Origin of the sequence: Enterobacter asburiae (genome assembly GCF_024599655.1) — a bacterium.
GTDB classification, from domain to species: Bacteria; Pseudomonadota; Gammaproteobacteria; order Enterobacterales; family Enterobacteriaceae; genus Enterobacter; species Enterobacter asburiae_D.
The window spans coordinates 2,818,996-2,843,837 of record NZ_CP102247.1 but is presented as its reverse complement, the minus strand read 5'-3'; the positions used below and the strand labels follow the sequence as shown (position 1 = coordinate 2,843,837).

The 24,842-nt window shown below is 57.0% G+C and carries 23 protein-coding genes; 6 read left to right on the top strand and 17 right to left on the bottom strand.

Annotated features, from left to right (window positions below; translation table 11 throughout):
• Positions 1-8 precede the first annotated feature (8 nt).
• The 7 genes from rsxD to blr form a co-directional block, all read right to left on the bottom strand.
• Complete coding sequence (rsxD, locus tag NQ230_RS13450) at positions 9-1,061, bottom strand: electron transport complex subunit RsxD (protein WP_159513984.1); 1,053 nt, start codon at positions 1,059-1,061, stop codon at positions 9-11.
• On the bottom strand, positions 1,062-3,083 hold the full coding sequence (gene rsxC, locus NQ230_RS13445; protein ID WP_219322369.1) for an electron transport complex subunit RsxC: 2,022 nt from the start codon (positions 3,081-3,083) through the stop codon (positions 1,062-1,064).
• On the bottom strand, positions 3,076-3,654 hold the full coding sequence (rsxB, locus tag NQ230_RS13440) for an electron transport complex subunit RsxB (protein ID WP_032657710.1): 579 nt from the start codon (positions 3,652-3,654) through the stop codon (positions 3,076-3,078). The genes rsxC and rsxB overlap by 8 nt, the downstream gene beginning before the upstream one ends.
• On the bottom strand, positions 3,654-4,235 hold the full coding sequence (gene rsxA, locus NQ230_RS13435) for an electron transport complex subunit RsxA (protein ID WP_008500564.1): 582 nt from the start codon (positions 4,233-4,235) through the stop codon (positions 3,654-3,656). The genes rsxB and rsxA overlap by 1 nt, the downstream gene beginning before the upstream one ends.
• Before the next feature lie 76 nt (positions 4,236-4,311).
• Positions 4,312-4,752, bottom strand: a complete 441-nt coding sequence (locus NQ230_RS13430; RefSeq protein ID WP_023335458.1) for a DUF2569 domain-containing protein — start codon at positions 4,750-4,752, stop codon at positions 4,312-4,314.
• A gap of 86 nt (positions 4,753-4,838) precedes the next feature.
• Positions 4,839-5,054: a transcription modulator YdgT gene (gene ydgT / locus NQ230_RS13425; RefSeq protein ID WP_013096896.1), complete on the bottom strand. Its 216-nt coding sequence runs from the start codon at positions 5,052-5,054 to the stop codon at positions 4,839-4,841.
• Positions 5,055-5,285: 231 nt separating this feature from the next.
• Complete coding sequence (gene blr, locus NQ230_RS13420) at positions 5,286-5,411, bottom strand: division septum protein Blr (protein ID WP_168112406.1); 126 nt, start codon at positions 5,409-5,411, stop codon at positions 5,286-5,288.
• Between the two features lie 243 nt (positions 5,412-5,654).
• Between blr and NQ230_RS13415 the strand changes: the two genes are divergently transcribed.
• On the top strand, positions 5,655-6,695 hold the full coding sequence (locus tag NQ230_RS13415; RefSeq protein WP_213820740.1) for an oxidoreductase: 1,041 nt from the start codon (positions 5,655-5,657) through the stop codon (positions 6,693-6,695).
• A gap of 54 nt (positions 6,696-6,749) precedes the next feature.
• Here NQ230_RS13415 and add read toward each other — a convergent pair whose 3' ends face one another.
• The 3 genes from add to malX form a co-directional block, all read right to left on the bottom strand.
• Positions 6,750-7,751, bottom strand: a complete 1,002-nt coding sequence (add, locus tag NQ230_RS13410; protein ID WP_121423505.1) for an adenosine deaminase — start codon at positions 7,749-7,751, stop codon at positions 6,750-6,752.
• 96 nt (positions 7,752-7,847) lie between these two features.
• Positions 7,848-9,020 (bottom strand): MalY/PatB family protein, encoded by a 1,173-nt coding sequence (locus NQ230_RS13405; protein ID WP_159513989.1) that lies wholly within the window; start codon positions 9,018-9,020, stop codon positions 7,848-7,850.
• 48 nt (positions 9,021-9,068) lie between these two features.
• Positions 9,069-10,661, bottom strand: a complete 1,593-nt coding sequence (malX, locus tag NQ230_RS13400; RefSeq protein ID WP_121423507.1) for a maltose/glucose-specific PTS transporter subunit IIBC — start codon at positions 10,659-10,661, stop codon at positions 9,069-9,071.
• Positions 10,662-10,838: 177 nt separating this feature from the next.
• On the opposite strand from malX, the gene NQ230_RS13395 reads away from it, so the two are divergent.
• The gene (locus tag NQ230_RS13395; protein WP_121423508.1) at positions 10,839-11,867 is read left to right on the top strand and encodes a Mal regulon transcriptional regulator MalI; all 1,029 of its coding nucleotides are present in this window, start codon (positions 10,839-10,841) and stop codon (positions 11,865-11,867) included.
• Between the two features lie 2 nt (positions 11,868-11,869).
• Here the strand turns inward: NQ230_RS13395 and NQ230_RS13390 are convergent, their stop codons facing one another.
• Positions 11,870-12,766 carry a LysR family transcriptional regulator gene (locus NQ230_RS13390; RefSeq protein ID WP_257257987.1) on the bottom strand — a complete coding sequence of 299 codons (897 nt, stop codon included), beginning with the start codon at positions 12,764-12,766 and terminating at the stop codon, positions 11,870-11,872.
• Between the two features lie 107 nt (positions 12,767-12,873).
• Between NQ230_RS13390 and NQ230_RS13385 the strand changes: the two genes are divergently transcribed.
• Together NQ230_RS13385 and NQ230_RS13380 are read left to right on the top strand one after the other, a co-directional pair.
• On the top strand, positions 12,874-13,854 hold the full coding sequence (locus NQ230_RS13385; RefSeq protein WP_257257986.1) for an MBL fold metallo-hydrolase: 981 nt from the start codon (positions 12,874-12,876) through the stop codon (positions 13,852-13,854).
• Between the two features lie 15 nt (positions 13,855-13,869).
• Complete coding sequence (locus NQ230_RS13380) at positions 13,870-14,724, top strand: alpha/beta fold hydrolase (RefSeq protein ID WP_257257985.1); 855 nt, start codon at positions 13,870-13,872, stop codon at positions 14,722-14,724.
• 38 nt (positions 14,725-14,762) lie between these two features.
• Here NQ230_RS13380 and NQ230_RS13375 read toward each other — a convergent pair whose 3' ends face one another.
• Together NQ230_RS13375 and manA are read right to left on the bottom strand one after the other, a co-directional pair.
• Positions 14,763-16,295 (bottom strand): YdgA family protein, encoded by a 1,533-nt coding sequence (locus NQ230_RS13375; protein ID WP_257257984.1) that lies wholly within the window; start codon positions 16,293-16,295, stop codon positions 14,763-14,765.
• 99 nt (positions 16,296-16,394) lie between these two features.
• Positions 16,395-17,570 carry a mannose-6-phosphate isomerase gene (manA, locus tag NQ230_RS13370; RefSeq protein WP_257257983.1) on the bottom strand — a complete coding sequence of 392 codons (1,176 nt, stop codon included), beginning with the start codon at positions 17,568-17,570 and terminating at the stop codon, positions 16,395-16,397.
• A 199-nt stretch (positions 17,571-17,769) separates the two neighbouring features.
• Between manA and fumA the strand changes: the two genes are divergently transcribed.
• Complete coding sequence (gene fumA, locus NQ230_RS13365; RefSeq protein WP_219322377.1) at positions 17,770-19,416, top strand: class I fumarate hydratase FumA; 1,647 nt, start codon at positions 17,770-17,772, stop codon at positions 19,414-19,416.
• A gap of 180 nt (positions 19,417-19,596) precedes the next feature.
• Entirely contained in the window at positions 19,597-20,991 is a 1,395-nt protein-coding gene (gene fumC, locus NQ230_RS13360) for a class II fumarate hydratase (protein ID WP_029740298.1), read from the top strand.
• On the opposite strand, the gene tus is transcribed toward fumC, so the two are convergent.
• From tus to xisR, 4 genes are all read right to left on the bottom strand, one after another.
• On the bottom strand, positions 20,992-21,921 hold the full coding sequence (gene tus, locus NQ230_RS13355) for a DNA replication terminus site-binding protein (protein WP_257257978.1): 930 nt from the start codon (positions 21,919-21,921) through the stop codon (positions 20,992-20,994).
• Positions 21,922-21,994: 73 nt separating this feature from the next.
• Positions 21,995-23,293 carry a two-component system sensor histidine kinase RstB gene (gene rstB, locus NQ230_RS13350; protein ID WP_047647993.1) on the bottom strand — a complete coding sequence of 433 codons (1,299 nt, stop codon included), beginning with the start codon at positions 23,291-23,293 and terminating at the stop codon, positions 21,995-21,997.
• 29 nt (positions 23,294-23,322) lie between these two features.
• Positions 23,323-24,603: a site-specific integrase gene (locus NQ230_RS13345; RefSeq protein WP_257257977.1), complete on the bottom strand. Its 1,281-nt coding sequence runs from the start codon at positions 24,601-24,603 to the stop codon at positions 23,323-23,325.
• A complete protein-coding gene (gene xisR, locus NQ230_RS13340) occupies positions 24,603-24,818 on the bottom strand; it encodes an excisionase family protein (protein WP_047647992.1) in 216 nt (71 codons plus the stop codon). Before xisR ends, NQ230_RS13345 begins: the two co-directional genes overlap by 1 nt.
• Positions 24,819-24,842 lie beyond the last annotated feature (24 nt).

Here is a 24,842-nt window from a genome sequence, read left to right as displayed (position 1 = left end):
CGAAACCCTTAGCGATGGCCGTACACGCGCGGACGCGTGTAGTAGTCGATGAGCGGAACGGTAATGTTGGCGAGCAGGACGGCAAATGCCACGCCGTCCGGGTAACCGCCAAAGCTGCGGATCAGCCATACCAGCAGGCCCGCCAGCGCGCCGAAGATCAGGCGGCCGCGGTTAGTCGTTGACGCCGTAACCGGATCCGTCAGGATAAAGAAGGCACCTAGCATGGTCGCACCGGAGAGCAAATGCATCTGCGGGCTGGCCAGGGATTCAGGAGAGAAGACCCATCCCAGCGTCGCGCAAACCGCCAGCGTCACGAGGAAGCTGACCGGAATATGCCAGCGAATGGCTTTCTGCTGCAGCAGGAACAGGCCGCCCAGCAGATACGCCAGGTTAACCCACTGCCAGCCTGCACCCGCCAGCATGCCGCTGTAGATCGCGGATTTCATGATCTGCTCAACACTGTGCCCGGCGTGCAGGGACGTTTTAAAGGTATCGAGAGGCGTCGCCTGGCTGATACCGTCCACGCCCATGCGCAGCGTGTTCATGTCAGCGCCGAGCGCCGTATGGCCGGTAAAGATAACGTGCAGGGCATCCATAAAGCCCGGAACCGTGGCCGCAATCTCGTGCGGCGGCAGCCAGCTGGTCATCTGCACCGGGAAGGAGATCAGCAGCACCACGTAGCCAATCATCGCCGGGTTAAACGGGTTATGACCGAGCCCGCCGTACAGCTGTTTGGCAATGATCACGGCGAAAACGGTCCCGAGAACCACCATCCACCATGGGGCGAACGGTGGGATACTGATGGCCAGCAGCAGACCGGTCAGCAGCGCGGAGTTGTCGGCAAGAATGCGGGAGACAGCCGCCTTGCGCAGCTTAAGCACAAGGGCTTCCGCCGCTAAGGCGCTGGCACAGCCCAGGATTATCTGGAACAGGGTTCCCCAGCCGAAAAACCAGCACTGAACGGCAATGCCCGGCAGCGCCGCCAGGCAGACCAGCATCATGATGCGCGATGTCTGGCGCTGATTGTGGGTGTAAGGGGAGCTTGCGATTCTGAAAACCATTTAATCCTCGTTAACTGCTTGCTGTGCGGCTTTCTTCGCCTGAACGCGCGCAATGGCGGCGGCGACGGCGGCCTTGCGCGGGTCATCGTTGGCGGCCTGCGGTTGCTCTTCCTGCTGCGCCGCCTTACGGGCTTTGGCGCGAGCGATGGCCGCTTCGACGGCGGCTTTGCGAGGGTCGACCGGTGCTTCGGGTTCTGCCGCAGGAGCCTGCTGCGCTGCTTTGCGCGCTTTGGCGCGGGCAATCGCCGCTTCAACGGCCGCTTTGCGCGGGTCGACCTCATCCTGCTCGACGACCACGCTTTGCTCACCGGCTTTGCGGGCTTTGGCGCGGGCTATTGCCGCTTCAACGGCGGCTTTACGCGGGTCGATCTCCGCCTCTGCCTGGGCCGTTTGCGCTTTTTCAGCCTGACGGGCACGCGCTGCGGCCTTACGCGCCTCACGTGCGGCGATGGCTTCGCTGTTATCAGGTTTCTCACCTGCAGGGATCACCACAGGCTGTGCCGCGGTTGCTTTTTTCTCACGAACGCGCGCCAGTGCGGCGTTAATGGCATCCTGATCTTTTTCGGCAGGCTGAACGGCGGCCTGCTTATGGCGTTCCTGACGGGCGACTTTTTCGCGTTCCAGTCGCGCCTGGCGCGCTTCGAAGCGCGCTTTGGCTTCCGCAGCGCGTTTTTCTTCCATGGAGATGGCATAAATTTCAGCCTTCTCCTGGCGGAAATACTGCACCAGCGGGATGTTGCTCGGGCAGACCCAGGCGCAGGCGCCGCATTCAATGCAGTCGGCCAGGTTATGGGCTTTTGCTTTGTCGTGCAGTTGGCCTTTGCTGTACCAGTACAGCTGCTGCGGGAGCAGATCCGCCGGGCAGGCATCGGCGCAGGCGCTGCAGCGGATGCAGCCTTTCTCTTCCTGCTCTTCGCCCATCTCGGTCGGGGAAGGCGCGAGCAGACAGTTGGTGATTTTCACTACCGGAACGTCCAGCCACGGCAGGGTAAAGCCCATCAGCGGGCCGCCCATGATCACCATCTGGTCGCTGCCCGGGCAAAACTCAGCCTGTTCCAGCAGATGGCGCACCGGCGTACCCAGACGCGCCCAGACGTTGCCCGGACGAGAAATCGATTCCCCGGTCAGCGTCACCACGCGCTCGGTTAACGGTTCGCCGTCAATCACCGCGCGCTTCACGGCATAAGCGGTGCCGACGTTTTGCATCAGCACGCCGATATCCGAAGAGCGTCCGCCGTGCGGAACCTGCTTGCCGGTGAGAATTTGCGTCAGCTGTTTTGCGCCGCCAGAAGGGTACTTGGTCGGGATAACGCGCAGGCTAATATCGTGACTGCCCGCCAGCACCGCGCGCAGCATGGAAATAGCCTGGGGTTTATTGTCTTCGATACCGATCAGCACTTCCCGCGGCTGCAGAATGTGCGCGAGGATGCGGATGCCCTCCACCACCTGGGCGGCACAGTCCTGCATCAGACGATCGTCGGCGGTAATATACGGCTCGCACTCGGCGGCGTTGATAATCAACGTCTGAATGTTATCGCCACCGCCGCGCAGCTTGACGCCGGTCGGGAAGCCCGCGCCACCCAGCCCGGCGACGCCGAACTGATGAATTCGCTCGATAAGCGCTTCGCGGCTGTGGGTGCGGTAATCGCTCCAGCCGTCACGGTCAATCCAGCGGTCTTCGCCGTCGGCTTCAATAATCACGCTCAGTTCTGAGAGCGCGGACGGATGCGCCACCGTATGCGGAGCAATGGCGACCACCTTACCGGAGGTGGGCGCGTGGACCGGCAGCATGCGTCCGCGACCAAAGGTCAGCGGCTGGCCGCGAAGCACCGTATCGCCTTCTTTCACGCACAGCTCACCCTCAGCGCCAATATGCTGCTTGAGCGGCATAACGTAACGCGTCGCCAGCGGAATTTGACGCAGCGGCGTGCCGTTGGACTGGGTTTTCATTTCCGGTGGATGAATACCGCCGTCAAAGTCCCAGATCTTCTCTTTTCTGAAAGCAGAAAATAACTTAAGCATGTTGTTCCACAGGAATATTGCGAACCGGAATGGTTTGAAGATCCCACTTCCAGCTTTCGGTAGTCGTTTCAACCGGGCGCAGCTCGATACATTGCGTCGGGCAGGGGGCCACGCAGAGGTTACAGCCGGTGCAGAGGTCCGCCACGACGGTGTGCATAGCGCGGGTTGCGCCCACGATGGCGTCAACCGGGCAGGCCTGAATACATTTGGTGCAGCCGATGCAGTTGGCTTCGTCGATCACGGCCAGGGCACGGACCGGCTCCTGCACGTCCGCATCGCCGTCAACGGGCTGCGGATCAACGTTGAGCAGGGTCGCGATTTTCAGCATCACCGCTTCGCCGCCGGGGGCGCAGCGGTTAATTTTTTCACCCTGAATCCCTACCGCTTCGGCATAGGGGCGGCAGCCGGGATAGCCACACTGCCCGCACTGGCTTTGCGGCAGCAGCTCATCAATTTTCTCAACAACAGGATCGTCCTCTACCGCGAAACGGCGGGAGGCGTAACCCAGGATAAGGCCAAACACCAACCCCAGAACGCTGATAGAGGCGATGGCAATCCAGATAGCATTCATTACAACTTCACCAGACCACTAAAGCCCATAAAGGCCAGAGACATTAAACCTGCGGTCACCAGCGCAATCGCGTTACCGCGGAAGGGCGCAGGAATATCCGCTGCTGCCAGGCGCTCGCGAATGGAGGCGAACAGCACCATTACCAGGGAGAAACCGACTGCCGCAGAAAAACCATACAGCGCCGACTGCATAAAGTTATGGCCAAGGTTGATGTTCAGCAGCGCCACGCCGAGAACGGCGCAGTTGGTGGTGATCAGCGGCAGGAAGATGCCCAGCAGGCGATAAAGCGCCGGGCTGGTTTTGCGCACCACCATTTCGGTAAATTGCACCACCACCGCGATAACCAGAATAAAGGCCAGCGTACGAAGATAGGTTAACCCCAGCGGGATGAGGATCCAGGTATCGATCCACCACGCGCAGATGGACGCCAGCGTCATCACGAAGGTCGTCGCCAGCCCCATGCCCATCGCCGTTTCCAGCTTTTTGGACACGCCCATAAACGGGCACAGGCCAAGGAACTTCACCAGAACGAAGTTGTTAACCAGCACGGTGCCGACAAAGAGCAGTAAGTAATCGGTCATTATTTAGCCTGAAATAAAAAAGCCGCCTATTATCGGACAAACCAACGCAGGCGACAACAGGTTATCTGTAGGGTTATTACGGGTTCACGAAGGTGTTTTTCACCCGCGTCGAACGCTTGAAATAGGGCACCAGCAGCGCCGCAGCCAGCAGTGGGAAAAGCAGCTGACGAACGGCCAGAGCGTCTGAAACGGGCGAAAAAGCAAAGGCTTTCACCGCCAGCAGAACCGAAATCAGCAGCCAGATGATGTAGTGCTTCGGCACACTCTTGCGGCGCTTAAAGAAGGCAATGGTCAGCCACAGCGTGTAGTACCACATTCCAATCGCGAAAACGAACGACACAAACCACATCGCAATATTCAGCACGCTTTGCGACATCAGGGTCTGGATGGCGTGAGGGGTAACTAATGCGGTGGTATACAGCAGCAGCGCAAGCGATGCGCTTAATAAGGCAACCAGCAGCCATGCCAGTGGGGCGATTAACCAGCCTCCAATGCGTTCTCCAGGCGTTGCGGTCATGAACTCTCCCATAATCTGCGCGAAATGTTGTACAGCCAGTTTGCAGGGCGGAGAGTATATAACATTTCGCGCGGATGGCTACTTTCTTATAAAACGTAACGCCATACGGACTTAGGCACTTCACCGACGTTGAACAAACGACCACCGGAAACCAGCTCCGCACGGCGATGGTCAGCGGCGCGATACATATTAATGATGTCCTGATTATCCGACAGGGTGTAGTTCAGATGGTCAAACAGTTTTTCCAGGCTCTCAAGCGAATTGATCTTGCGAAATTTTAATAAATAGTCCTGAACTGTCATATTAATAAGTTTCCATATAAAAGTGAGTAATACCAGTTAAGGTAATTCGGTCGAATAATAAACGGATTAATTAAGACGTAAACAGCCCACTCAGGTAACGCGACGAAATTAGGAGTTTTCTTTGCTGAAATTCAGGCATCAGACGATGCCTGGAAGAGAAGGTTAACCGTGTTCACCAGGGCTGGCAATAAGTAACTGACATATTATGTCACTCTTTATTGCGGTAACCGGTTACTTAGGTTGGGCGACTGTGACAGGCTCCGGCGGCTGGTAGTTATCGATATGGCTGGCAACGCCCAGCAAAATGACCGAAACCCCAAGGACAATCCATCCCGCTAATTCAATGATTCGATTAATAATTGACGTCATGATTCGTAATTGTACTTTATCCATAAATACAGGGCGCAAATGTTACAGCGACGTTTCCCCGACGGCAAGAGCTTTGGGAACGGTTCCCTTAAACAAAATCAGTAGGTTAATACTATGTAACAAAAACAACCCGTACAACCTGCTATTTTAAGTCATATGGCACATTATTAATCTGTGGTCATGACAGGTTAGCCAGTGTGAAATAAGAACGTCATAAAAGAGGATGGCACTATGAGTGATAATATCCGCGTCGGGCTTATCGGCTACGGGTACGCGAGCAAAACGTTTCATGCGCCTCTGATTGCCGGGACGCCGGGGATGGCGCTGGCGGCGGTATCCAGCAGCGATGCCGCTAAAGTCCACGCCGACTGGCCCTCCGTGCCGGTTGTCTCTGAACCTAAACACCTTTTCAACGATCCGAATATTGATTTAATCGTCATCCCCACGCCGAACGACACCCACTTTCCGCTTGCAAAAGCCGCGCTGGAAGCCGGTAAGCACGTGGTTGTCGATAAGCCCTTTACCGTCACGCTGTCTCAGGCTCGCGAGCTGGATGCGCTGGCAAAGAGCCTGGGCAGGCTGCTGTCGGTATTCCATAACCGCCGCTGGGACAGCGATTTTCTGACGGTAAAAAGGCTTCTCAGCGAGGGCACGCTAGGGGAGATCCTCTTTTTTGAATCGCACTTTGACCGCTTCCGTCCGCAGGTGAGAAACCGCTGGCGCGAGCAGGCCGGTCCGGGCAGCGGTATCTGGTACGATTTAGCCCCGCACCTGCTCGATCAGGCCGTCAATCTTTTTGGTCTGCCGGTGAGCATGACGGTCGATCTGGCCCAGCTCAGGCCCGGCGCGCAGACAACCGATTACTTCCACGCAGTGCTCAGCTACCCGCAGCGGCGGATTGTGCTGCACGGCACGATGGTCGCGGCCGCAGAATCGGCCCGCTATATCATTCACGGTACGCGCGGGAGCTACGTGAAGTTTGGTCTCGATCCGCAGGAGGACCGTCTGAAAAGCGGTGAACGTTTACCGCAGGAAGACTGGGGCTATGACATGCGCGACGGCGTGGTCACGCGGGTTGAAGGCGAGGAACTCGTTGAGGAGACCCTGCTGACGATCCCGGGAAACTATCCGGCCTACTATGCGGCCATCCGCGATGCGCTTAACGGCACGGGAGACAATCCGGTTCCGGCCAGCCAGGCGATTCAGATTATGGAGCTGATTGAACTGGGCATCGAATCTGCCAAACATCGCGCCACGCTCTGTCTGGCATAAGTTTGAAATGCTTTTGTAGGCCGGGTTAGGCGTAGCCGCCACCCGGCAAAGGGTTTACGCGGTTGCCACCTTATCCCGCAGCGCCTGCTTCTCTTCAGGCGTCAGGAAGGCAATTTCCAGCCCGTTAATCTGCGCCTGACGGATCTGCTCGCGGCTCAAGCCCGCCTGCGGTGCGGCGATGTTGTACTCGTGGATGATATCCACGCCCTGAACCGCAGGGTCGTCGGTGTTCAGCGAGGCCAGCACGCCGTGCTCGAGGAACGTTTTCAGCGGATGATGCGCCAGCGTTGCCACGGTGCTGGTCTGAATGTTAGACGTCAAACACGACTCAATCCCGATACGCTGCTCCGCCAGGAAATCCATCAGGGCGCGATCTTCAACCGCCTTCACGCCGTGACCGATACGCTCGGCGCCCAGCTCGCGGATGGCCTGCCAGATGCTTTCCGGGCCAGCCGCTTCACCCGCATGCACGGTAATGTGCCAGCCGGCATCGCGCGCGCGGTTGAAGTGGGAGAGGAACAGACTGCCCGGGAAGCCCAGCTCGTCGCCGGCGAGGTCGACCGCGGTGATGGCATCGCGATGGGCCAGCAGCGCTTCCAGCTCCTGCAGGCAGGCGGCTTCGCCGAACGTACGGCTCATAATGCCAATCAGACGGGCCTGAACGTCGAAGGTTTTACACCCTTCGCGGACGCCTTCAATGACGGCTTCTACAACGCCTGCAACGGGCAGGTTGTGGGTCATCGCCATGTAGCCCGGCGAGAAGCGCAGCTCGACGTAATGCAGGCCGTTACGGGCCGCATCTTCAATGTTCTCAAACGCCACGCGGCGGCAGGCATCCAGCGAGGCCAGCATCTTCACGCCCCAGTCGAGTTTGCTCAGGAAGCTGACCAGGTCCGGTTCATTGGAGGTCACCTGTACATGCGGGATCAGCGACTCAAGCGTCTGCGCTGGAAGCGTTAAATTGAACTGGCGGCCAAGATCGAGGATGGTTTGGGCACGAATGTTACCGTCAAGGTGACGATGAATATCAGTTAAAGGCAGGCGTGTATCAATCATGGTCGCACTCTTTTCTGGTTAAAGTGCGCCATATTATAAAAACAAAACGGGGTAAAAAGCTATTTGCGCAAGGGAATATTCCGTTGCGCAAATTGATTACAGGAGTGCGTTAATCCCGGCAATGAGGCGCTGAACGCCTTGTTCCAGCTTGCTGCGCGGGCAGCCCGCATTCAGGCGAACAAAGCCATTTCCCTCCTTGCCGTAGGTATATCCCGGCATGATGGCAACCTTTTGCTGCTCGATCAGCACTTTTTGCAGCGCCCGATCGTCAATATTCAGCGGACGCAGGTCAATCCAGGCCAGATAGGTCGCTTCTGGCGGCTGCCAGTTCAGTTTCGGAAAAGCGCTGTTTAGTTCCTGTGCGATATACAACAAATTCCCTTCCAGATAACCCCGCAGGGCATCCAGCCACGGCGCTCCCTGCTGATAGGCGGCGATATGCGCCGTCAGCGCCAGCACGGAAGGGGAAGAGAGGCCGTCCCGGCCTTTTAGCGCGCTGAGATAACCGTTACGGCTCTCCTCATCGCCAATAAGGCCGTAAGCGCCCGTCAGCGCCGGAATATTAAAGCTTTTCGAGCCGGAGGTGAGAAGCGCCCATTTACCGCGCGCCACCGCGTTCCACGGCGTGTGACGATGCTCGCCCCACACCATATCCATATGGATTTCATCACTGATAACCGCCACGTCATAGCGCTCGCACAGTTCCGCCATCTGCGTCAGTTCTTCCCGCGTCCAGACCTTGCCGGTCGGGTTTTGCGGGCTGCACAGCAGCAAAATTTTGTTTTCAGGTTTCGCCAGGGCCGCTTCCAGCGCAGCCATGTTTCCCAGCCAGCCAGCGGCATGCTTTTCCATCTCTACGGGCACCACGTGACGCCCATTGCCTTCGATGGCTTTGTAAAACGCATCGTATGCCGGGGTATGTACCACCACGCCGTCGCCGGGGTTTGACCAGAGACGAATCAACTCAGAAACCATATAAATAACGGAAGGGCCATAAACGACCGATTCGGTCTCAATCTGGCTGTTAAAGCGCTGCTGGAACCAGTGCGCGACGGCGGCGAGAAACTCATCGTTCTTCCAGCGGCTGTAGCCCAACACGCCGTGATTGATGCGCTGATGCAGCGCGTCGGTAATGCAGGGAGCGGTAGCGAAATCCATATCCGAGATGGTGAAGGGCAGCAGGTCGACCGCGCCAAAGCGGTCGGCGACGTAGTCCCACTGGGTACACCAGGTGCCGTGTCGATCCACGACGGTAGAGAAATCAAACATGACGTTAATCCTTAAAGTAAAACCCCCTCATGAGAGGGGGCTGAGGCATCAGGCTTCTACTGTTCGCATCAGGGTAGCCAGCTCATCCTTCACCGACTGCACCTGCGGGCCGATAACCACCTGCAAATTGTGCTGATTTAACTGTACCACGCCAATGGCCCGGTTGGCTTTCAGGGCGTTGGTATTCACTTTTGACATATCCGCCACCGACAGACGCAGGCGGGTAATGCAGTTATCCAGAGAGGTGATGTTATCCGCACCGCCCAGCGCCGCCAGAATGGCCGGGGTGTTATAGCCAGACTTGCCCACGGTCCCGGCTACCGCCTGTTCAACGCTGCTTGCCGTATCGGTATCGCGGCCAGGCGTTTTCAGGTTAAAGCGGGTGATGGCGAAGCGGAAGATACCGTAGTACACCGCGAACCAGATAGCCGCCACGACCGGCACCAGGTACCACTTGGTGGACAGGCCGTGCAGGATCCCGAACACCACGAAGTCGATCACGTTGCCGTCGGTGTTGCCGATGGTCACGCCCAGCACCGCCATCACGGTAAAGCCCAGGCCGGTCAGCACCGCGTGGATGAGGTACAGCACCGGCGCGACGAACAGGAACAGGAATTCGATTGGCTCGGTGGTACCGCCCACGACGCAGGCGATGACGCCGGAAATCAGCAGGCCTTTAATTTTATGACGGTTTTCCGGGCGCGCGCAGTGGTACATCGCCAGCGCGGCACCCGGCAGGCCGCCGAGGAAGGCAGGCATTTTACCCTGAGACAGGAAGCGGGTGGCGCTTTCGGAGAAGCCGTGGGTGGTCGGGCAGCTCAGCTGCGCCTGGAAGATGGTCAGCGCGCCGCTCACGTCGTGACCGCACACCTCCATCGTACCGCCCGCTTCGGTGAAGCGAATCAGGGCCACCAGGATATGCTGCAGACCAAACGGCAGGAGCAGACGCTCGCCGGTGCCGAAGATCATCGGACCAAAATCTCCCGCGCCGTTGATGATGCGGCCAATGCCGTTGATGCCCATCGCGAAGACCGGCCAGATCAGTGGAATGATCAGACCAAACAGGCCCATCACCACCAGGGTGATAATCGGTACGAAGCGGGTACCGCCGAAGAAGGCCAGGGCATCCGGCAGGCGGATATTGTGGAAGCGCTCGTGCAGCATCCAGATAATTACACCCGCGATCACTGCCCCGAGGATCCCGGTATCGATGGACTGGATACCGATCACGCTCTGAATGTTGTTGGCTTTCAGCACGGCAGCGTCGGTGGTCGGCAGAATGCCTTTCGCAGTCAGCCAGAAGTTAACCGCCAGGTTCATCACCGCGTAACCCACAAAACCGGCAAACGCCGCGACGCCTTTATTTTCGCGCGCCAGGCCTAGCGGGATGGCGATGCAGAACATGACGGGCAGGAAGCTAAACGCAAAGGAGCCGACTTTACTCATCCAGATGAAGATCGCCTGCAGCACGGGGGTACCGAGGAACGGGATCAGCGTGATGACGTCTTTACTGCTTAGCGAACTGCCGATCCCGAGCATGATCCCGCAGAACGAGAGGAGTGCCACGGGCAGCATAAAGGTTTTACCCAGTTGCTGGAAAAATTCCCACAGCGATATTTTTTGTGCTGCTTTCGCCGTCATAAAACGACTCCTTTATTGTTAAAATCAGTTTGTCTGCTTCAATGCTGCGAGAAGATAAAACGTTTTATCAAAGTTTAGTGCGCGCTAAATCACATTCTCAGGCTTTGACTGGTAGTATAAAGATAACGTATTGATAAAACGTTTTACCGATCTCATTTCAGGGAGTCACGCCGACACATGGCTGTAGCGAAAAAAATCACCATCAACGATGTCGCGCTGGCGGCGGGCGTTTCCGTCAGCACCGTTTCTCTGGTGCTAAGCGGGAAAGGGCGAATCTCTCCTGCCACCGGTCAGCGGGTGAACGAGGCGGTTGAACAGCTGGGCTTTGTGCGTAACCGTCAGGCGTCGGCGCTGCGCGGCGGGCAAAGCGGGGTGATTGGCCTGATAGTTCGCGACCTGACGTCACCTTTCTATGCGGAGCTGACCGCCGGGTTAACCGAAGCGCTTGAAGCGCAGGGACGAATGGTCTTTCTGCTGCACGGCGGTCGCGAGGCCGATCAGCTTCTCTCCCGGCTCGATATGCTGCTTAACCAGGGGGTAGACGGGGTGATCGTTGCCGGAGCGTCGGGCGTGGGCAGCGAACTGTGCGAGCGCGCCGCCGCGAAAGGCGTGCCGCTGGTGTTTGCTTCGCGCGCCAGCTACCTGGACGAGGCCGATACGCTGCGCCCGGATAACATGCAGGCCGCGCAAATGCTGACCGAGCATCTTATTCGTCGCGGGCATCAGCGCATTGCCTGGCTGGGCGGGAAAAGCTCGTCCCTGACCCGCGCCGAGCGGGTAGGCGGCTACTGCGCAACGCTAATTAAATACGGTCTGCCGTTCCACAGCGAATGGGTCGTGGAGTGTGAATCCAGCCAGAAGAAAGCGGCGGAAGCGATAGGCGCGCTGCTGCGAAGCAGTCCGACGATCAGCGCCGTGATTTGCTACAACGATGTGATTGCCATGGGCGCCTGGTTTGGCCTGATCCGCGCCGGGCGTCAAGGCGGCGAGGGCGGGGTGGAAACCTTCTTCGGCCACCAGGTGGCGCTCGGGGCGTTCGCTGACGTCGGTGAAAACGCCCTCGACGACCTGCCGATCGTGTGGGCCACCACCCCTGCTCGGGAGATGGGCTACACGCTGGCAGACAGGATCATGCAGCGCATCGACAATACGGATGTGCAGGCCGGGCACCAGATTGTGGCGGCGCGGCTGGTGACGGTGAAATGATATCAGGTGGGTTGCGTTAGCGGATTGAGCAGCAATTCGGCTTCCAGCGCTTCCACAAACTTTCGTACTTTTGCCGGGATCAGGCGGGAGGTCGGGTAAACCGCCCACACTGCCAGCGATTCCGGCTGGGCATCCTCAAGAACGATCCGCACGAGTTTACCCTCTCTGAACGTCGGCTCTACGTACCAGCGGGATAAATTGGCGATCCCCAACCCTCCCAGGCAGGCTTCGAAAATTGCCTCAATAGAGTTCGCGGAGAATCGGCCCGACACCTTTTGTTTGTAACGCTGTTCGCCCTGTTCGAATGACCAGTGAACGGTGTCTGACGTGGTCAGACAGCTGTGTGCCGCCAGATCGTTAAACGATTTGGGATAGCCATTGGCGGCAAGATACGTCGCGCTGGCGCAGAGATCGCGAGGGTTGTGACACAGACGATGGGCAACCAGCCGGTTATCGCGCAGCGGCGCAATGCGTAACGCCACGTCTATGCCTTTTCCGACAATATCAACCTGTTCGTCGGTGGCGAGTAAATCGACCTGCAGGGAAGGATGCTGTTGCATGAACCGGGTCAGCATGGGAGCCACAATCTTCCGGCCAAACCCCGCTGAGGCGGTAATGCGCAGGCGTCCGGAAAGGTGGGTCCCTTCGGGAAACAGGTCAGCAAGCGCGTTGCTTTTATCTTCCAGTAGCGCCTGTGCATGCGGCAAAAAAATGTCACCATCGCTGGTAGGTGAGAGGGAACGCGTGGTGCGGTGCACCAGCCTGACCCCCAGTTCAGCCTCAAGATTATTAAGAGACCGTGACGCCGCCATGGCGCTCACAGAGAGCCGACGCGCGGCGCCCGCCAGGCTACCCGCCTTGACGGCTTCGACAAACACTTCAATATCTTCAAGTCTCATTATATCGTTTATCGTTATGCTGCCTTATCAAATTACCTATCTACATTATTTATCGTTACGCTGCCATAGTCTCTTCACATCCTGATAAACATGAATTTGGAGTGAAGATGAAAAAGTTGAAAACGGTTCTTGCATTCAGTGGCCTGCTCTTTGCTGGCACATCGTGGGCAGATGCCCCTGCGCAGGTGAAACAGCAGGTCCCGGGCTATTATCGTCTGGCGGTAGGGGAATACGAGGTGACGGCGCTGTTCGACGGCTATAACGATCTTTCGCCAACGCTATTGCAAGGGCTTTCACCCGACAAGGTTCGCAACCTGTTGGCGCAACGCAAAATCGATTCCGAACGCATGCCTACTTCCTTCAACGCGTTTTTGGTTAATACCGGTAAACACCTGGTCATGATTGACAGCGGGGGTGGTCACTGCATGGCGGAAACGGCCGGCCAGCTGGTCAGCAATATGAACGCATCAGGGTACCGTCCCGAGCAGGTTGATACCATTTTCCTGACCCACCTGCATCTTGACCACGTGTGCGGCCTGAGTGATGCAGAGGGTAAGGCGCTGTTCCCGAATGCCACCGTATATGTACCGCAGGGGGAGGCCGACTACTGGCTTGACCCTGCAAAAGAAGCGAGCGCGCCGGCTAATGCGAAGGCGTATTTCGCTATCGCCAGGAATGCGCTGTCCGCCTATAAAGCCGCCGGGCACCTTAAAACCTTCGTCCCGCCAGCTTCGCCTATCCCGGAAGTCCGGACGGCATATGCCGTTGGGCATACGCCTGGCAGTACCGTTTATCGCTTCGCGTCGAAGGGGACGGCTATCAACTTCATTGGGGATTTGATTCATGCTCCTGCCGTCCAGTTCCCGCACCCTGAAGTGTCTATTCGCTTTGATGTCGATCCGAAAAAAGCCATCTCATCCAGGGCGCAGGAGTTTAACGCGCTGGCGAAAGACGGTGAGTGGATGGCCGCAGCGCATCTGCCTTTCCCCGGTATCGGTCATATCACCGCCTGGCAGCAGGGCTATAGCTGGAATCCTGTCAATTACGGTCCTTATCAGCGTGCGGCCAACGTGCCTCTGCTGAAATAAAGTGAGGTGACGAGCATGAAAAGTTACACCGTAACGGCAAACGGTATCCGTCAGTTTGTGGTCGAAGAGGGTGAAGGCGCACCGGTTATTCTCCTGCATGGTTTTCCTGAAACAAACTATGCCTGGCGCTACCAGATACCCGTACTGTCCCGGTACTACCGCATGATCGCACCTGATTTACGCGGGTATGGCGAAACGGATAAACCTGCTTCTGGCTATGATAAGCGCAACATGGCGCGGGACATCCGGGAACTGATGCGTGTGCTGGGTTTACAGAAAGTGGTGCTGGTGGGGCACGATCGCGGCGCGCGCGTCGCGACGCGGTTTGCAAAAGATTACCCTGAGCTGGTGGATCGACTGGTAGTGATGGATAACGTACCAACCCGTATTGTGGCGCGCGATCTGAATGCGTCGATTGCGCGTGCGTACTGGTTCTTCCTGTTTCATCTTGTGCCAGACCTGCCGGAAGCGCTGATTGCGGGTCGGGAGCATATCTGGCTGCGCCACTTTTTCTCTGACTGGACCTACAATCCGTCGACCATTAGCGGCGAGGCGTTTGACACCTATGTTCGGGCGTATCAGGCGCCGGGCGCCGTGCGCGGCGCGATGGCTGACTATCGCGCCAACGCAGAGGATGTGGCGCAGGATATGGCTGACGCTGAGGTGAAAATCACCTGCCCGGTAATGTCGCTGTGGGGTAATGATTTTCATGCGGTCGGCAAACTTTTCGATATGGAAAGCGTCTGGGCCGAAATGGCGGAAAACCTGCGGGCGCAGGGTATTGATGAGTGCGGCCATCTGCCGCAGGAGGAGCAGCCAGAGAAAGTGAACGCGCTTCTGCTGGATTTCCTGGCTGGATGGAAAAGCTAGCGGGCAATAAAAACCCCTCATTCGAGGGGTTTTGACGTTTACTGCTGCGGTGCCGTCGGTTCGGCTGGTGCTGCCGGTGCTGCCGGTTCCGGCATCCCCAGCGTTGGCATACCAAACATGCCGACGAAGTCTTCCAGCGGCATCTTGTCGCCGTTGAGCGTTACCTGGCCATTGGCGTACTGCAGGCTGGTGGAAATCGTGTTGTTTTCCACTTTGGTGATGCGGAACATCTGGCCCATTGCCGCCAGCCCTTTCACCTGCTGGTTAGCCAGCTTGCCGGCGTCTTCATCGCCGTAGCCTTCCAGCTTCGCAATCTGGGTCATAAACTCGGTCGCCATATCCATCGGGATGGTCAGCTTGCTGTCAAGCGACTTCACGCTGCGATCCACTTCCTGCGCCAGCGTCTGCGGTTCACCCGTTGCGCTTGCCGGATCTTTCAGGAACAGAGACAGGTTGAAGCTGGTTTCGCCTTTGCTGTTTTTCCAACTCAGCGGCGCAACGGTTATCACCGGCTCGCCTTTCAGCAGGATAGGCAGGTTGTTGAACAGCACCGCCATCGCCTGCTGCTGATATACCTCAGGGTTCTGCTGCAGCGCGGCATCGGTCAGCAGCGCCTGGCTCTCTTTGCTGTATTTCTGGCTAAACTCGTGCCACGCCTGGCCGTCGATATTGCCGATCTTCAGCGACAGTTTGCCGGTGCCCAGATCCTGATTCTGCACTTTCAGGCTCTTCAGCGTGTAATCCAGCTGGGTGTTGATGCTCTTACCGTCTTTGGAAACGTCGGATTTGCCGTTGACGTCCATGCCTTCCAGCACGGCCATCTCTTTTCCTTCAACCGCAATGGCAACCTTGTCGAGAGACAGCTTTTGATCGCCGATACGCTCCTGGAAATCGGTCATTCGGCTGTTGCCGTCGGCTTTCAGGTTGCTGAAGGTGAGCTGAACTTTTTGGTTATATTCATTCACGGCATTGACCAGGCCACTTTCCGCTTCACCCGTCAGGGAGAACACGTTTCCGTCGCGGTCAGCATCGAGTTTGAAGTGGCCGCCGCTGAAGGCGACTTTCTCATTCTCTTTCTCGTAGTTCAGCGCTTTCAGGGCAATATCGGAACTTGTGTCACCGGCATAGCTAATTCGGGTATTAATGTCGAAAGGCGACTCATTCTTCGCCAGGTCAAACAGCGGTTTGGTGACGTCGTTATTCACCAGCACGGTATGAACAGACGCCATCGACGGGATCAGGTTAAAGGACTTCAGCTGCGCCAGCGGCAGCGGACCGTGGCTCACCACCTCGTCCAGCACCACGCTCTGGCCCGGTTTCAGCCAGCCGTTTTCAGCACCGGCAACCGGCTTCACTACCAGCTGCATACGGCTGGTAAACACGCCGCGATGATAATTCTGGTAGCTCAGCTCAAGGCCCGCCTCCGGCGCGCTGCGCTTAATCTCTCCGTTAGCCTGCGCCACCATCTCAGCCAGACGGCCTTCCAGCTGTTTCCCGGTAAACCAGGACGCACCCGTCCAGACCACGCCTAACGCTACAATCACTCCAACCGCTACGACCGATTTTTTCATTGCGACTATCCCTAAAATGAAACCAGGCGGTAAAAACCGCCTGGAGATATTAAGCCTGCAACTAGCTTAGCAAGAGTTGTTAAAAAATTCAGTAAGTGCTTAAAGCTTATTGAAAACGCGCGCCAGGCGACCAGTGCCGCTTACGCTAACCGGAGACTCATTGGCTGCAACGAATGCTGACTCACCGGCTTTAAGCACCAGACGCTGTTCGCCTTTGCGCAGCGTCGCTTCGCCCTCCACGCAGAACAGGATTGCCGCGCTGTCCTGCGCGATGGCGGTTTCGGCCGGGTTCAGGTCGTGCAGGGAGAAGGCAAAATCTTCAACCGGAATCGGGAAGTCCAGCTCTGCGCCGTTTTTCACCGGCTGAGTCAGCAGCTCCGCGGCAGGTTTCGCCACGAACTTCACGTTGGCAACCAGCTCAGGGATGTCGATGTATTTCGGCGTCAGGCCCGCGCGCAGCACGTTATCGGAATTGGCCATCACCTCCAGCGCCACGCCCTGAAGGTAGGCGTGCGGGGTTTCAGCGAACAGGAACATCGCTTCGCCCGGGTTCAGCTTCACCACGTTCAGCAGCAGAGGGGAGAACAGGCCGCTGTCGTCCGGGTAAAACTCGGAAATCAGGCGGATGGTCTCCCACGGTTCACCCTGCTGGCTGTCCAGGGCTGCTTTCAGTACCGCCAGCGCATGAGATTTCTCTTCACCCTGCATATTCAGCAGGCTGGCAAACAGCTGGCTCAGCGCGTCTGCGTTCGGGTTTTCGAGGAAGTGGGCGATAGCCTTGTTGGCGCCCGCGACCGGTTGCAGCAGAGAAACGATCTCTGAAAACTCGCGGAACGCGTTCATCGCCAGGAACGGGGTCAGCGCAAAGACCAGCTCCGGCTTGTGGTTAGGATCTTTGTAGTTACGCTCGGCGGCGTCTAACGGGATACCCGCCGCGTTCTCTTTCGCAAAGCCGATTTCAGAGGCTTTCTTGTTCGGGTGAACCTGGATGGAGAGCGGCTGGTCGGCGCACAGCACCTTGAACAGGAACGGCAGTTCGCCGAAGCGGTGAGCGACCTTGTCACCCAGCAGCGCGGCTTTATCGGCATCAATTACGTCACGCAGGCTGCGTACCTGGCCGCTGGCGTCTTCAATTTTTGAGCTGCTCTTCGGGTGTGCCCCCATCCACAGTTCTGCCATCGGCAGGTTGTTCGGGTTCGCGATACCGTAGAGATCCGTTAACGCAGTTTTACTTCCCCAGGCGTAGTTTTGCACTGAGTTAATGAGTTTTTGCATTATCAAGCCCTGATTCAATTGTGGAATTAACTCCGGGTATTAAAGCAATAAACCTCATGGAAGTAACCTGTGGATGTAAAAAGTCGTACTAGTCTCAGTTTTTGTTAAAAAATTGTGTAGGATAAGCTGACTCGCTTTTAAGCCGGGCAGCGGAACATCTGCCCTGAATAAACAGACCGAAGCAGTAAGTGAGAGACCAATGTCGAATAAACCCTTCCATTATCAGGATCCTTTCCCCCTCAGTAAGGATCACACCGAGTATTACCTGTTAACCCGCGATCACGTCTCCGTCTCTGAGTTTGAAGGACAAGAGATCCTCAAGGTTGATCCGCAGGCGCTGACGCTGCTGGCGCAGCACGCTTTCCACGACGCCTCGTTTATGCTCCGCCCAGCGCACCAGCAGCAGGTTGCCGATATCCTGAGCGACCCGCAGGCCAGCGAAAACGATAAATACGTTGCCCTGCAGTTCCTGCGTAACTCAGACATCGCGGCGAAAGGTGTTCTGCCAACCTGTCAGGACACCGGCACGGCGATCATCGTCGGTAAAAAAGGCCAGCGCGTCTGGACCGGCGGCGGTGACGAAGCGGCCCTGGCGCACGGCGTCTACAACACCTACACCGAAGATAACCTGCGCTACTCGCAAAACGCGGCGCTGGATATGTACAAAGAGGTCAACACCGGCACCAACCTGCCTGCACAGATCGATCTCTACAGCGTCGACGGTGACGAATACAAATTCCTCTGCATCGCCAAAGGCGGCGGTTCAGCCAATAAAACCTATCTCTATCAGGAAACCAAAGCGCTACTCACCCCGGGCAAGCTGAAGAACTACCTGGTTGAGAAGATGCGCACCCTCGGCACCGCGGCGTGCCCGCCGTACCATATTGCCTTCGTGATCGGCGGTACCTCGGCTGAAAGCACGCTGAAAACCGTCAAGCTGGCCTCAACCAAATACTATGACGGCCTGCCTACCGAAGGTAACGAGCACGGCCAGGCGTTCCGCGACGTGCAGCTTGAGCAGGAACTGCTGGAAGAGGCGCGTAACCTGGGCCTCGGGGCGCAGTTTGGCGGCAAATACTTCGCCCATGACGTGCGCGTGATCCGTCTGCCGCGTCACGGCGCATCCTGTCCGGTCGGGATGGGCGTGTCCTGCTCTGCGGATCGCAACATCAAGGCGAAGATCAACCGCGAAGGCGTGTGGATCGAAAAACTGGAAAACAACCCGGGTAAATACATTCCGGAAGAGCTGCGTAAAGCGGGTGAGGGTGAAGCGGTTCACGTTGATCTGAACCGTCCGATGAAAGAGATCCTGGCACAGCTTTCGCAGTATCCGGTTTCGACCCGTCTCTCCCTGAACGGCACGATTATCGTGGGCCGCGACATCGCGCACGCGAAGCTGAAAGAGCGTCTGGACAACGGTGAAGGGCTGCCGCAGTACATTAAAGATCACCCGATCTACTACGCCGGCCCGGCGAAAACGCCTGAAGGCTATGCCTCCGGCTCGTTAGGCCCAACGACGGCGGGCCGCATGGACTCGTACGTTGACCAGCTGCAGGCCAACGGCGGCAGCATGATCATGCTGGCGAAAGGCAACCGCAGCCAGCAGGTGACGGACGCCTGCCACAAGCACGGCGGCTTCTACCTCGGCAGCATCGGCGGCCCGGCGGCGGTGCTCGCGCAGGGCAGCATCAAGAGCCTGGAGTGCGTGGAATACCCGGAACTGGGTATGGAAGCGATCTGGAAAATTGAAGTGGAAGACTTCCCGGCGTTTATCCTCGTGGATGACAAAGGTAACGACTTCTTCAAGCAGATCCAGTCCTCTCAGTGTTCGGCCTGCGTGAAGTAAGCTAAAAAGCCGGGTGGCGGCTGCGCCTTACCCGGCCTACGTATTCGGTAGGTCGGGTAAGCGTCAGCGCCACCCGACACCAAAAAGAGCGCACAAAGCGCCATATCGTTTCCCAGAAGTCATCAATACTTATCCCTTAAGCATGTGAGCAATCCCTCTTTTGTTATCAAGGAGAAAGTAATGACCACGGTACGCCATGAGAAAGATTCGATGGGCGCCATCGACGTCCCGGCCGACAAGCTATGGGGCGCGCAAACCCAGCGTTCGCTGGAGCATTTCCGTATCTCGACTGAAAAAATGCCCGTCTCGCTGATTCAGGCGCTGGCGCTCACCAAACGTGCAGCCGCTAAGGTGAACCAGGATTTAGGCCTGCTGACGGCAGACAAAGCGACCGCCATCATCAACGCCGCCGACGAAGTGCTGGCGGGTAAGCATCCCGATGAATTCCCCCTCGCCATCTGGCAGACCGGTTCCGGCACCCAGAGCAACATGAACATGAACGAAGTGCTGGCGAACCGGGCGAGCGAACTGCTGGGCGGTGTGCGCGGCATGGAGCGTAAGGTCCATCCGAACGATGACGTCAACAAAAGCCAGAGTTCTAACGACGTCTTCCCGACGGCGATGCACGTGGCGGCGGTGATTGCTATCCGCGAGCAGCTTATCCCGCAGCTCAACGTTCTGAAATCCACGCTCAACGAGAAAGCGCAGGCCTTCCGCGACATCGTTAAAATTGGCCGTACGCACCTGCAGGACGCCACGCCGCTGACGCTCGGCCAGGAGATTTCCGGCTGGGTGGCGATGCTGGAACATAATCTGAAGCATATTGAGTACAGCCTGCCACATCTGGCGGAGCTGGCGCTCGGCGGGACGGCGGTCGGGACCGGGTTAAACACCCATCCAGAATACGCGGTGCGCGTGGCGGAGGAGCTGGCAAACATCACCGGACAGCCGTTCGTCACGGCGCCCAATAAGTTTGAAGCGCTGGCGACCTGCGATGCGCTGGTCCACACCCACGGCGCGCTGAAAGGGCTGGCGGCCTCGCTGATGAAAATCGCCAACGACGTGCGCTGGCTGGCCTCGGGCCCGCGCTGCGGCATCGGTGAAATCAGCATTCCGGAAAACGAGCCGGGCAGCTCTATCATGCCGGGTAAGGTCAACCCGACCCAGTGCGAAGCCATGACCATGCTCTGCTGTCAGGTGTTGGGCAACGACGTGGCCGTCAACCTGGGCGGTGCGTCCGGCAACTTCGAGCTAAACGTCTATCGCCCGATGGTGATCCACAACGTTCTGCAATCGATTCGTCTGCTGGCGGACGGGATGGAGAGCTTTAACGAGCACTGTGCGGTAGGGATTGAGCCGAATCGCGAACGTATCAGCCAGTTGCTCAATGAATCCCTGATGCTGGTGACGGCGCTGAATACCCATATCGGCTACGACAAGGCCGCCGAGATCGCTAAAAAAGCGCATAAAGAGGGGCTGACGCTGAAAGCCTCCGCCCTGGCGCTGGGCTATCTGACGGAGGCGGAGTTCGACGCCTGGGTTCGTCCGGAAGCGATGGTCGGCAGCCTGAAATAATCAACCCGCCACATACAGGTGCAGCCGCGGAATAATCAGCTGCAGCGGCTGCGCCTGAGGTCTGTAACGGTGCTGGACATTGTCCGCATCGTAATTCAAAAGCTCACCAATATCCGGCACGATGGCCCCCTGCTCGGCATCATAAAGCGCAATCAGCGGCGTCGGACAGGCATACTGAACCTGTTTTTGCTGACCGGAATACCAGACGCGGGCGATAGGCTGCACCTTCACCGGGCGCTTTATCTTGAGGCGCGTGTCCGCCGGCAGCGAGGCGATGCTGTGATACTCCTGTTCCAGGCGCTCAATCCACTGTTCACGTGACCACGGTGCGACGGTGCGCGGCGTCTTCAGGCTTTTTTCCAGCTGCGCCAGAATCTCATCCCGGGTGAAGTTTTTAATGATGTGCTTATTCGCCCAGCCGAAGCGCAGCGTGGCGGGGTGACGCAGTACCGTCAGCGTGCGATAGGCGTTCAGGGTAATCAGCCCCGGAAGCTGGCGGTGCACCCATTCAAACCGGGCGGCAGGGGCGAGGCCGGACTCTTCGGTAATGATCTTTTCAAATGCCGCTTTCAGGGTGTTGATATGGGTAATCTGGCTTTCCAGCGCGTCGCGCGTTGTCGCATCGGTTTGCAGGCAGATCACGCCGGGCAGACGCACGGCCGCCTTACTGCTGCGGTTTTCTGACTGCTGCTGGATAAACAGGCGGCGATAGTGTTTCAGCGCCAGCTCAAGGGCGGCGCTGCCGATGTGCTGTTCAACCTCGATGGCGTCCAGCGGGTCGTGCTCGGCCCCTTTAGCCACATCGGGCAGGGTAAAGACGCGCGCGGCCAGCAGGCGGCAGGCCTGCAAACGTTCGGTCAGGGTCAGGAGCTCGTGTTCTATTTCCCGAAACGTGCTGTTCAGCCGTTCGAGGAGATCGTAGGTCGCCATAAGCACTCTCATTAGTTACAACATACTTATCATATAGCACAGCACGCCGGGTCAGGCCAGCGTGCGGTTGAGGTCAGGCAGGGACGGGAAGGGCGATGTTATGGTACACCGGCCAGCTAAAGCAGAAGCGCGCGCCGCCGAGCTCGCTCTCTTCGCAATGCACCGTGCCGCCCATCGCCTGCGCGATAGAGTAGACAATCGCCAGTCCCAGGCCGCATCCGCCTGTGGCGCGATCGCGGCTGGGGTCGAGGCGGACAAACGGTTCAAACACGGTTTCTCGCGCTTCCGGGGCAATTCCCGGACCGTCATCCTCTACCGTCAGGCTGGCCTGATTGCCCTGCAAATCCAGCCCAATCTGTAGCGTACTTTCGCTGTAGCGCATGGCATTGTTCATCAGGTTGTCCAGCACGCGCTCCATCAGGCGCATATCGAGCGCGCCGTAATCACCCGGTGTGACGCGCGTTAACAGCGTGCGCTGCGGGTTCACGCTCTGAACGTCATCGATGTGGGTTTGCAGCCAGGCGGGCAGGTCCGGCGTGCTGAGGTTCAGTTCGTTTTGCGGACGATCGAGGCGCGCGTAGGTCAGCAGCTCCTCAATCAGCCCTTCAAGCTGGCCAATGTCGCGGTTAAGTGCCTGAGACTCCGCTTCCGTCAGATTCTCGCTCATCTCCAGACGATAGCGCAGGCGAACCAGCGGCGTGCGCAGCTCGTGGGCAATCCCGTCGATCAGCTGCTTCTTACTGGCAATCAGGGCATTGATGTTATCGGCCATCTGGTTAAAGGCCACGCCCAGACGTTCAAAACTGGAACCGCTGTCAAAGTGGATGCGTTCGGTAAAATGCCCCTCGCCAAAGCGCTGCGCGGCGGATTCCAGCTTCAGCATGTCCTGCCAGTGGGGGCGCATCCAGATAAAGACCGGAAACGCGAGCGAAATGGCGATAAAGGCCATCAGCGCCATGTCCAGCAGACGCATCTGGTGCAGATAATAGAGATAGGGCACCGGCCCGACGGCCAGCACGTAATGGCTGCGCGGAATACGCTGGATAAAGGTGTATTTCTCGTCCAGCGCGACGATGTCCCCGTCGCGCAGACGCTGCATGGCGGGCGGATCCAGCTCAAAATCTTTTAACGGCTCGATGCGTAAATCGAATGACAGGTTCAGATCCAGCTCTTTGAGGGTTTTCGCCCAGTCGTGCGGCGGGATCTCTCTCAGCTCGCTGCGCATCAGATAGAGCGAGCTTTTCATCAGATCGTCCAGCGACTGCCTGCCCGCACGTTCGGCGGTGAATTTATAGACCAGCCCGACCAGCATGGTCATGACCAGGAAGCAGACAAACAGCAAAAGATAAAACTGCACAAACAGCTTTTTCATTAAATATCACCGGGAAATCAAGTAATTAACTACTTTGTTTTTACCTTCAGGGGCACTATAGGGGCATTTGCATATCCGCCAAAGCGCTGATTCAAAAATGATACCTGATCGCTATCGAGAGCATTTATCCACGCAGAGTATACATGGAAGACCATCTCTGCATTCTCATGACCCATCTGATTCGCTATAAAAGCAGGATTAGCACCTGCCGACAACATCCAGCATGCGTATGTATGACGCAGCTGATAGGGGCGTCTGCGGCGAATTCCCGATCGTCTTACCGTAATATCCCATAATGACACAATTGAACTGACTGAATAGTACGCAGCTTGCTTGCCTTTCTGAGGTCGAGGCATAAACACAAAGTGCAGTTTCTGCGTTTCCGTTTTACCGAACTCCCGGTGGTGAAAAGTGATTGGTACTTTAGGGGCACCCCCAGTAAGTTCCTTTTGAGCTCGCAATGCTTCCAGAGCCGGCTCCAGTAACTTTATCGTCCGGTATCCAGCTTCGGTTTTGGGTGGTCCAAACAAACCTTCCTGAGTTAGATTGCGTGCAATCGTAGCTTCGCCGGAATTAAGATCGATATCCTCCCAGGCAAGAGCGCAAAGCTCCCCGGGCCGAACGCCGGTATAAGCGAAAAATTGCCACATGTTTTTCTGCTGAGCCGGAGCAGTCTCTTTCAACTGCTCAAATTCATGTCTCAGCAGTGGATCGGGTTTTGTTTGCCCTTTGCGAAGCCTTTTTATCCCGACATATGGTTGATATGAAATGACTTTATTTTTGACCGCATAGTCGAGGATTTGTCGCAGGATGGCCAGATAATAATCTACTGTTCTAACGGCGCGGCCGGTTTTATTTCTTCTCTTTTCGGGAGCATAGTTAGTCTCACCAGTCAGTAATTCCTTTCTCCAGCCCAGAATGTCGCTGTTGGTGATGGATGCAACCAGCGTTTCAGGGCCAATTAGTTTTGTTAAAGTTCTTACAGCTATGCCATAGCTTCTTGCGGCATTGGGTGAGAGATCGATTTTATGGTTTTCATACCAGGTTGATGCAAGTTCGGCGAAGGTCGTAATATTTTTAGATGTATAAAACTTTGCTGCTACCTTTGACTCCGGAAACACGCCCCGGTAGTCAAAAGTGCCCAGCTGAATCTCGCTTACAATTTTGGCCCTTAGATTCCCGGCTTTTTTGAGATTCGATGGATTTACGATCCATCCTTTCAATGTTTCTCGACATCTAACGCCCTGAAACTTGAAACTTATTCGTATCTTATTGTTGTGGATCTCAACACCCGTTGGCATTGCAGCCATTATGCCTCCTTCACAAACCTGTTAATGTTTGGGATGTTGTACCAGACAAGTCCTCGCTCTTCGGAGCTGCTTCCATCCAATGGGATTCTCTTAAAATGAACACCTTCTACCCAGGAGGTTTGGCGATAGCTTTTAATCTGACGATCGGTAAGGCCTGTCTTCTCTTTTAGTTTTGAAGCAACGCCCCATTCTGAATCGTAAATTACCTGCGACATGGTTCACCTCAGGTAACCGGCATG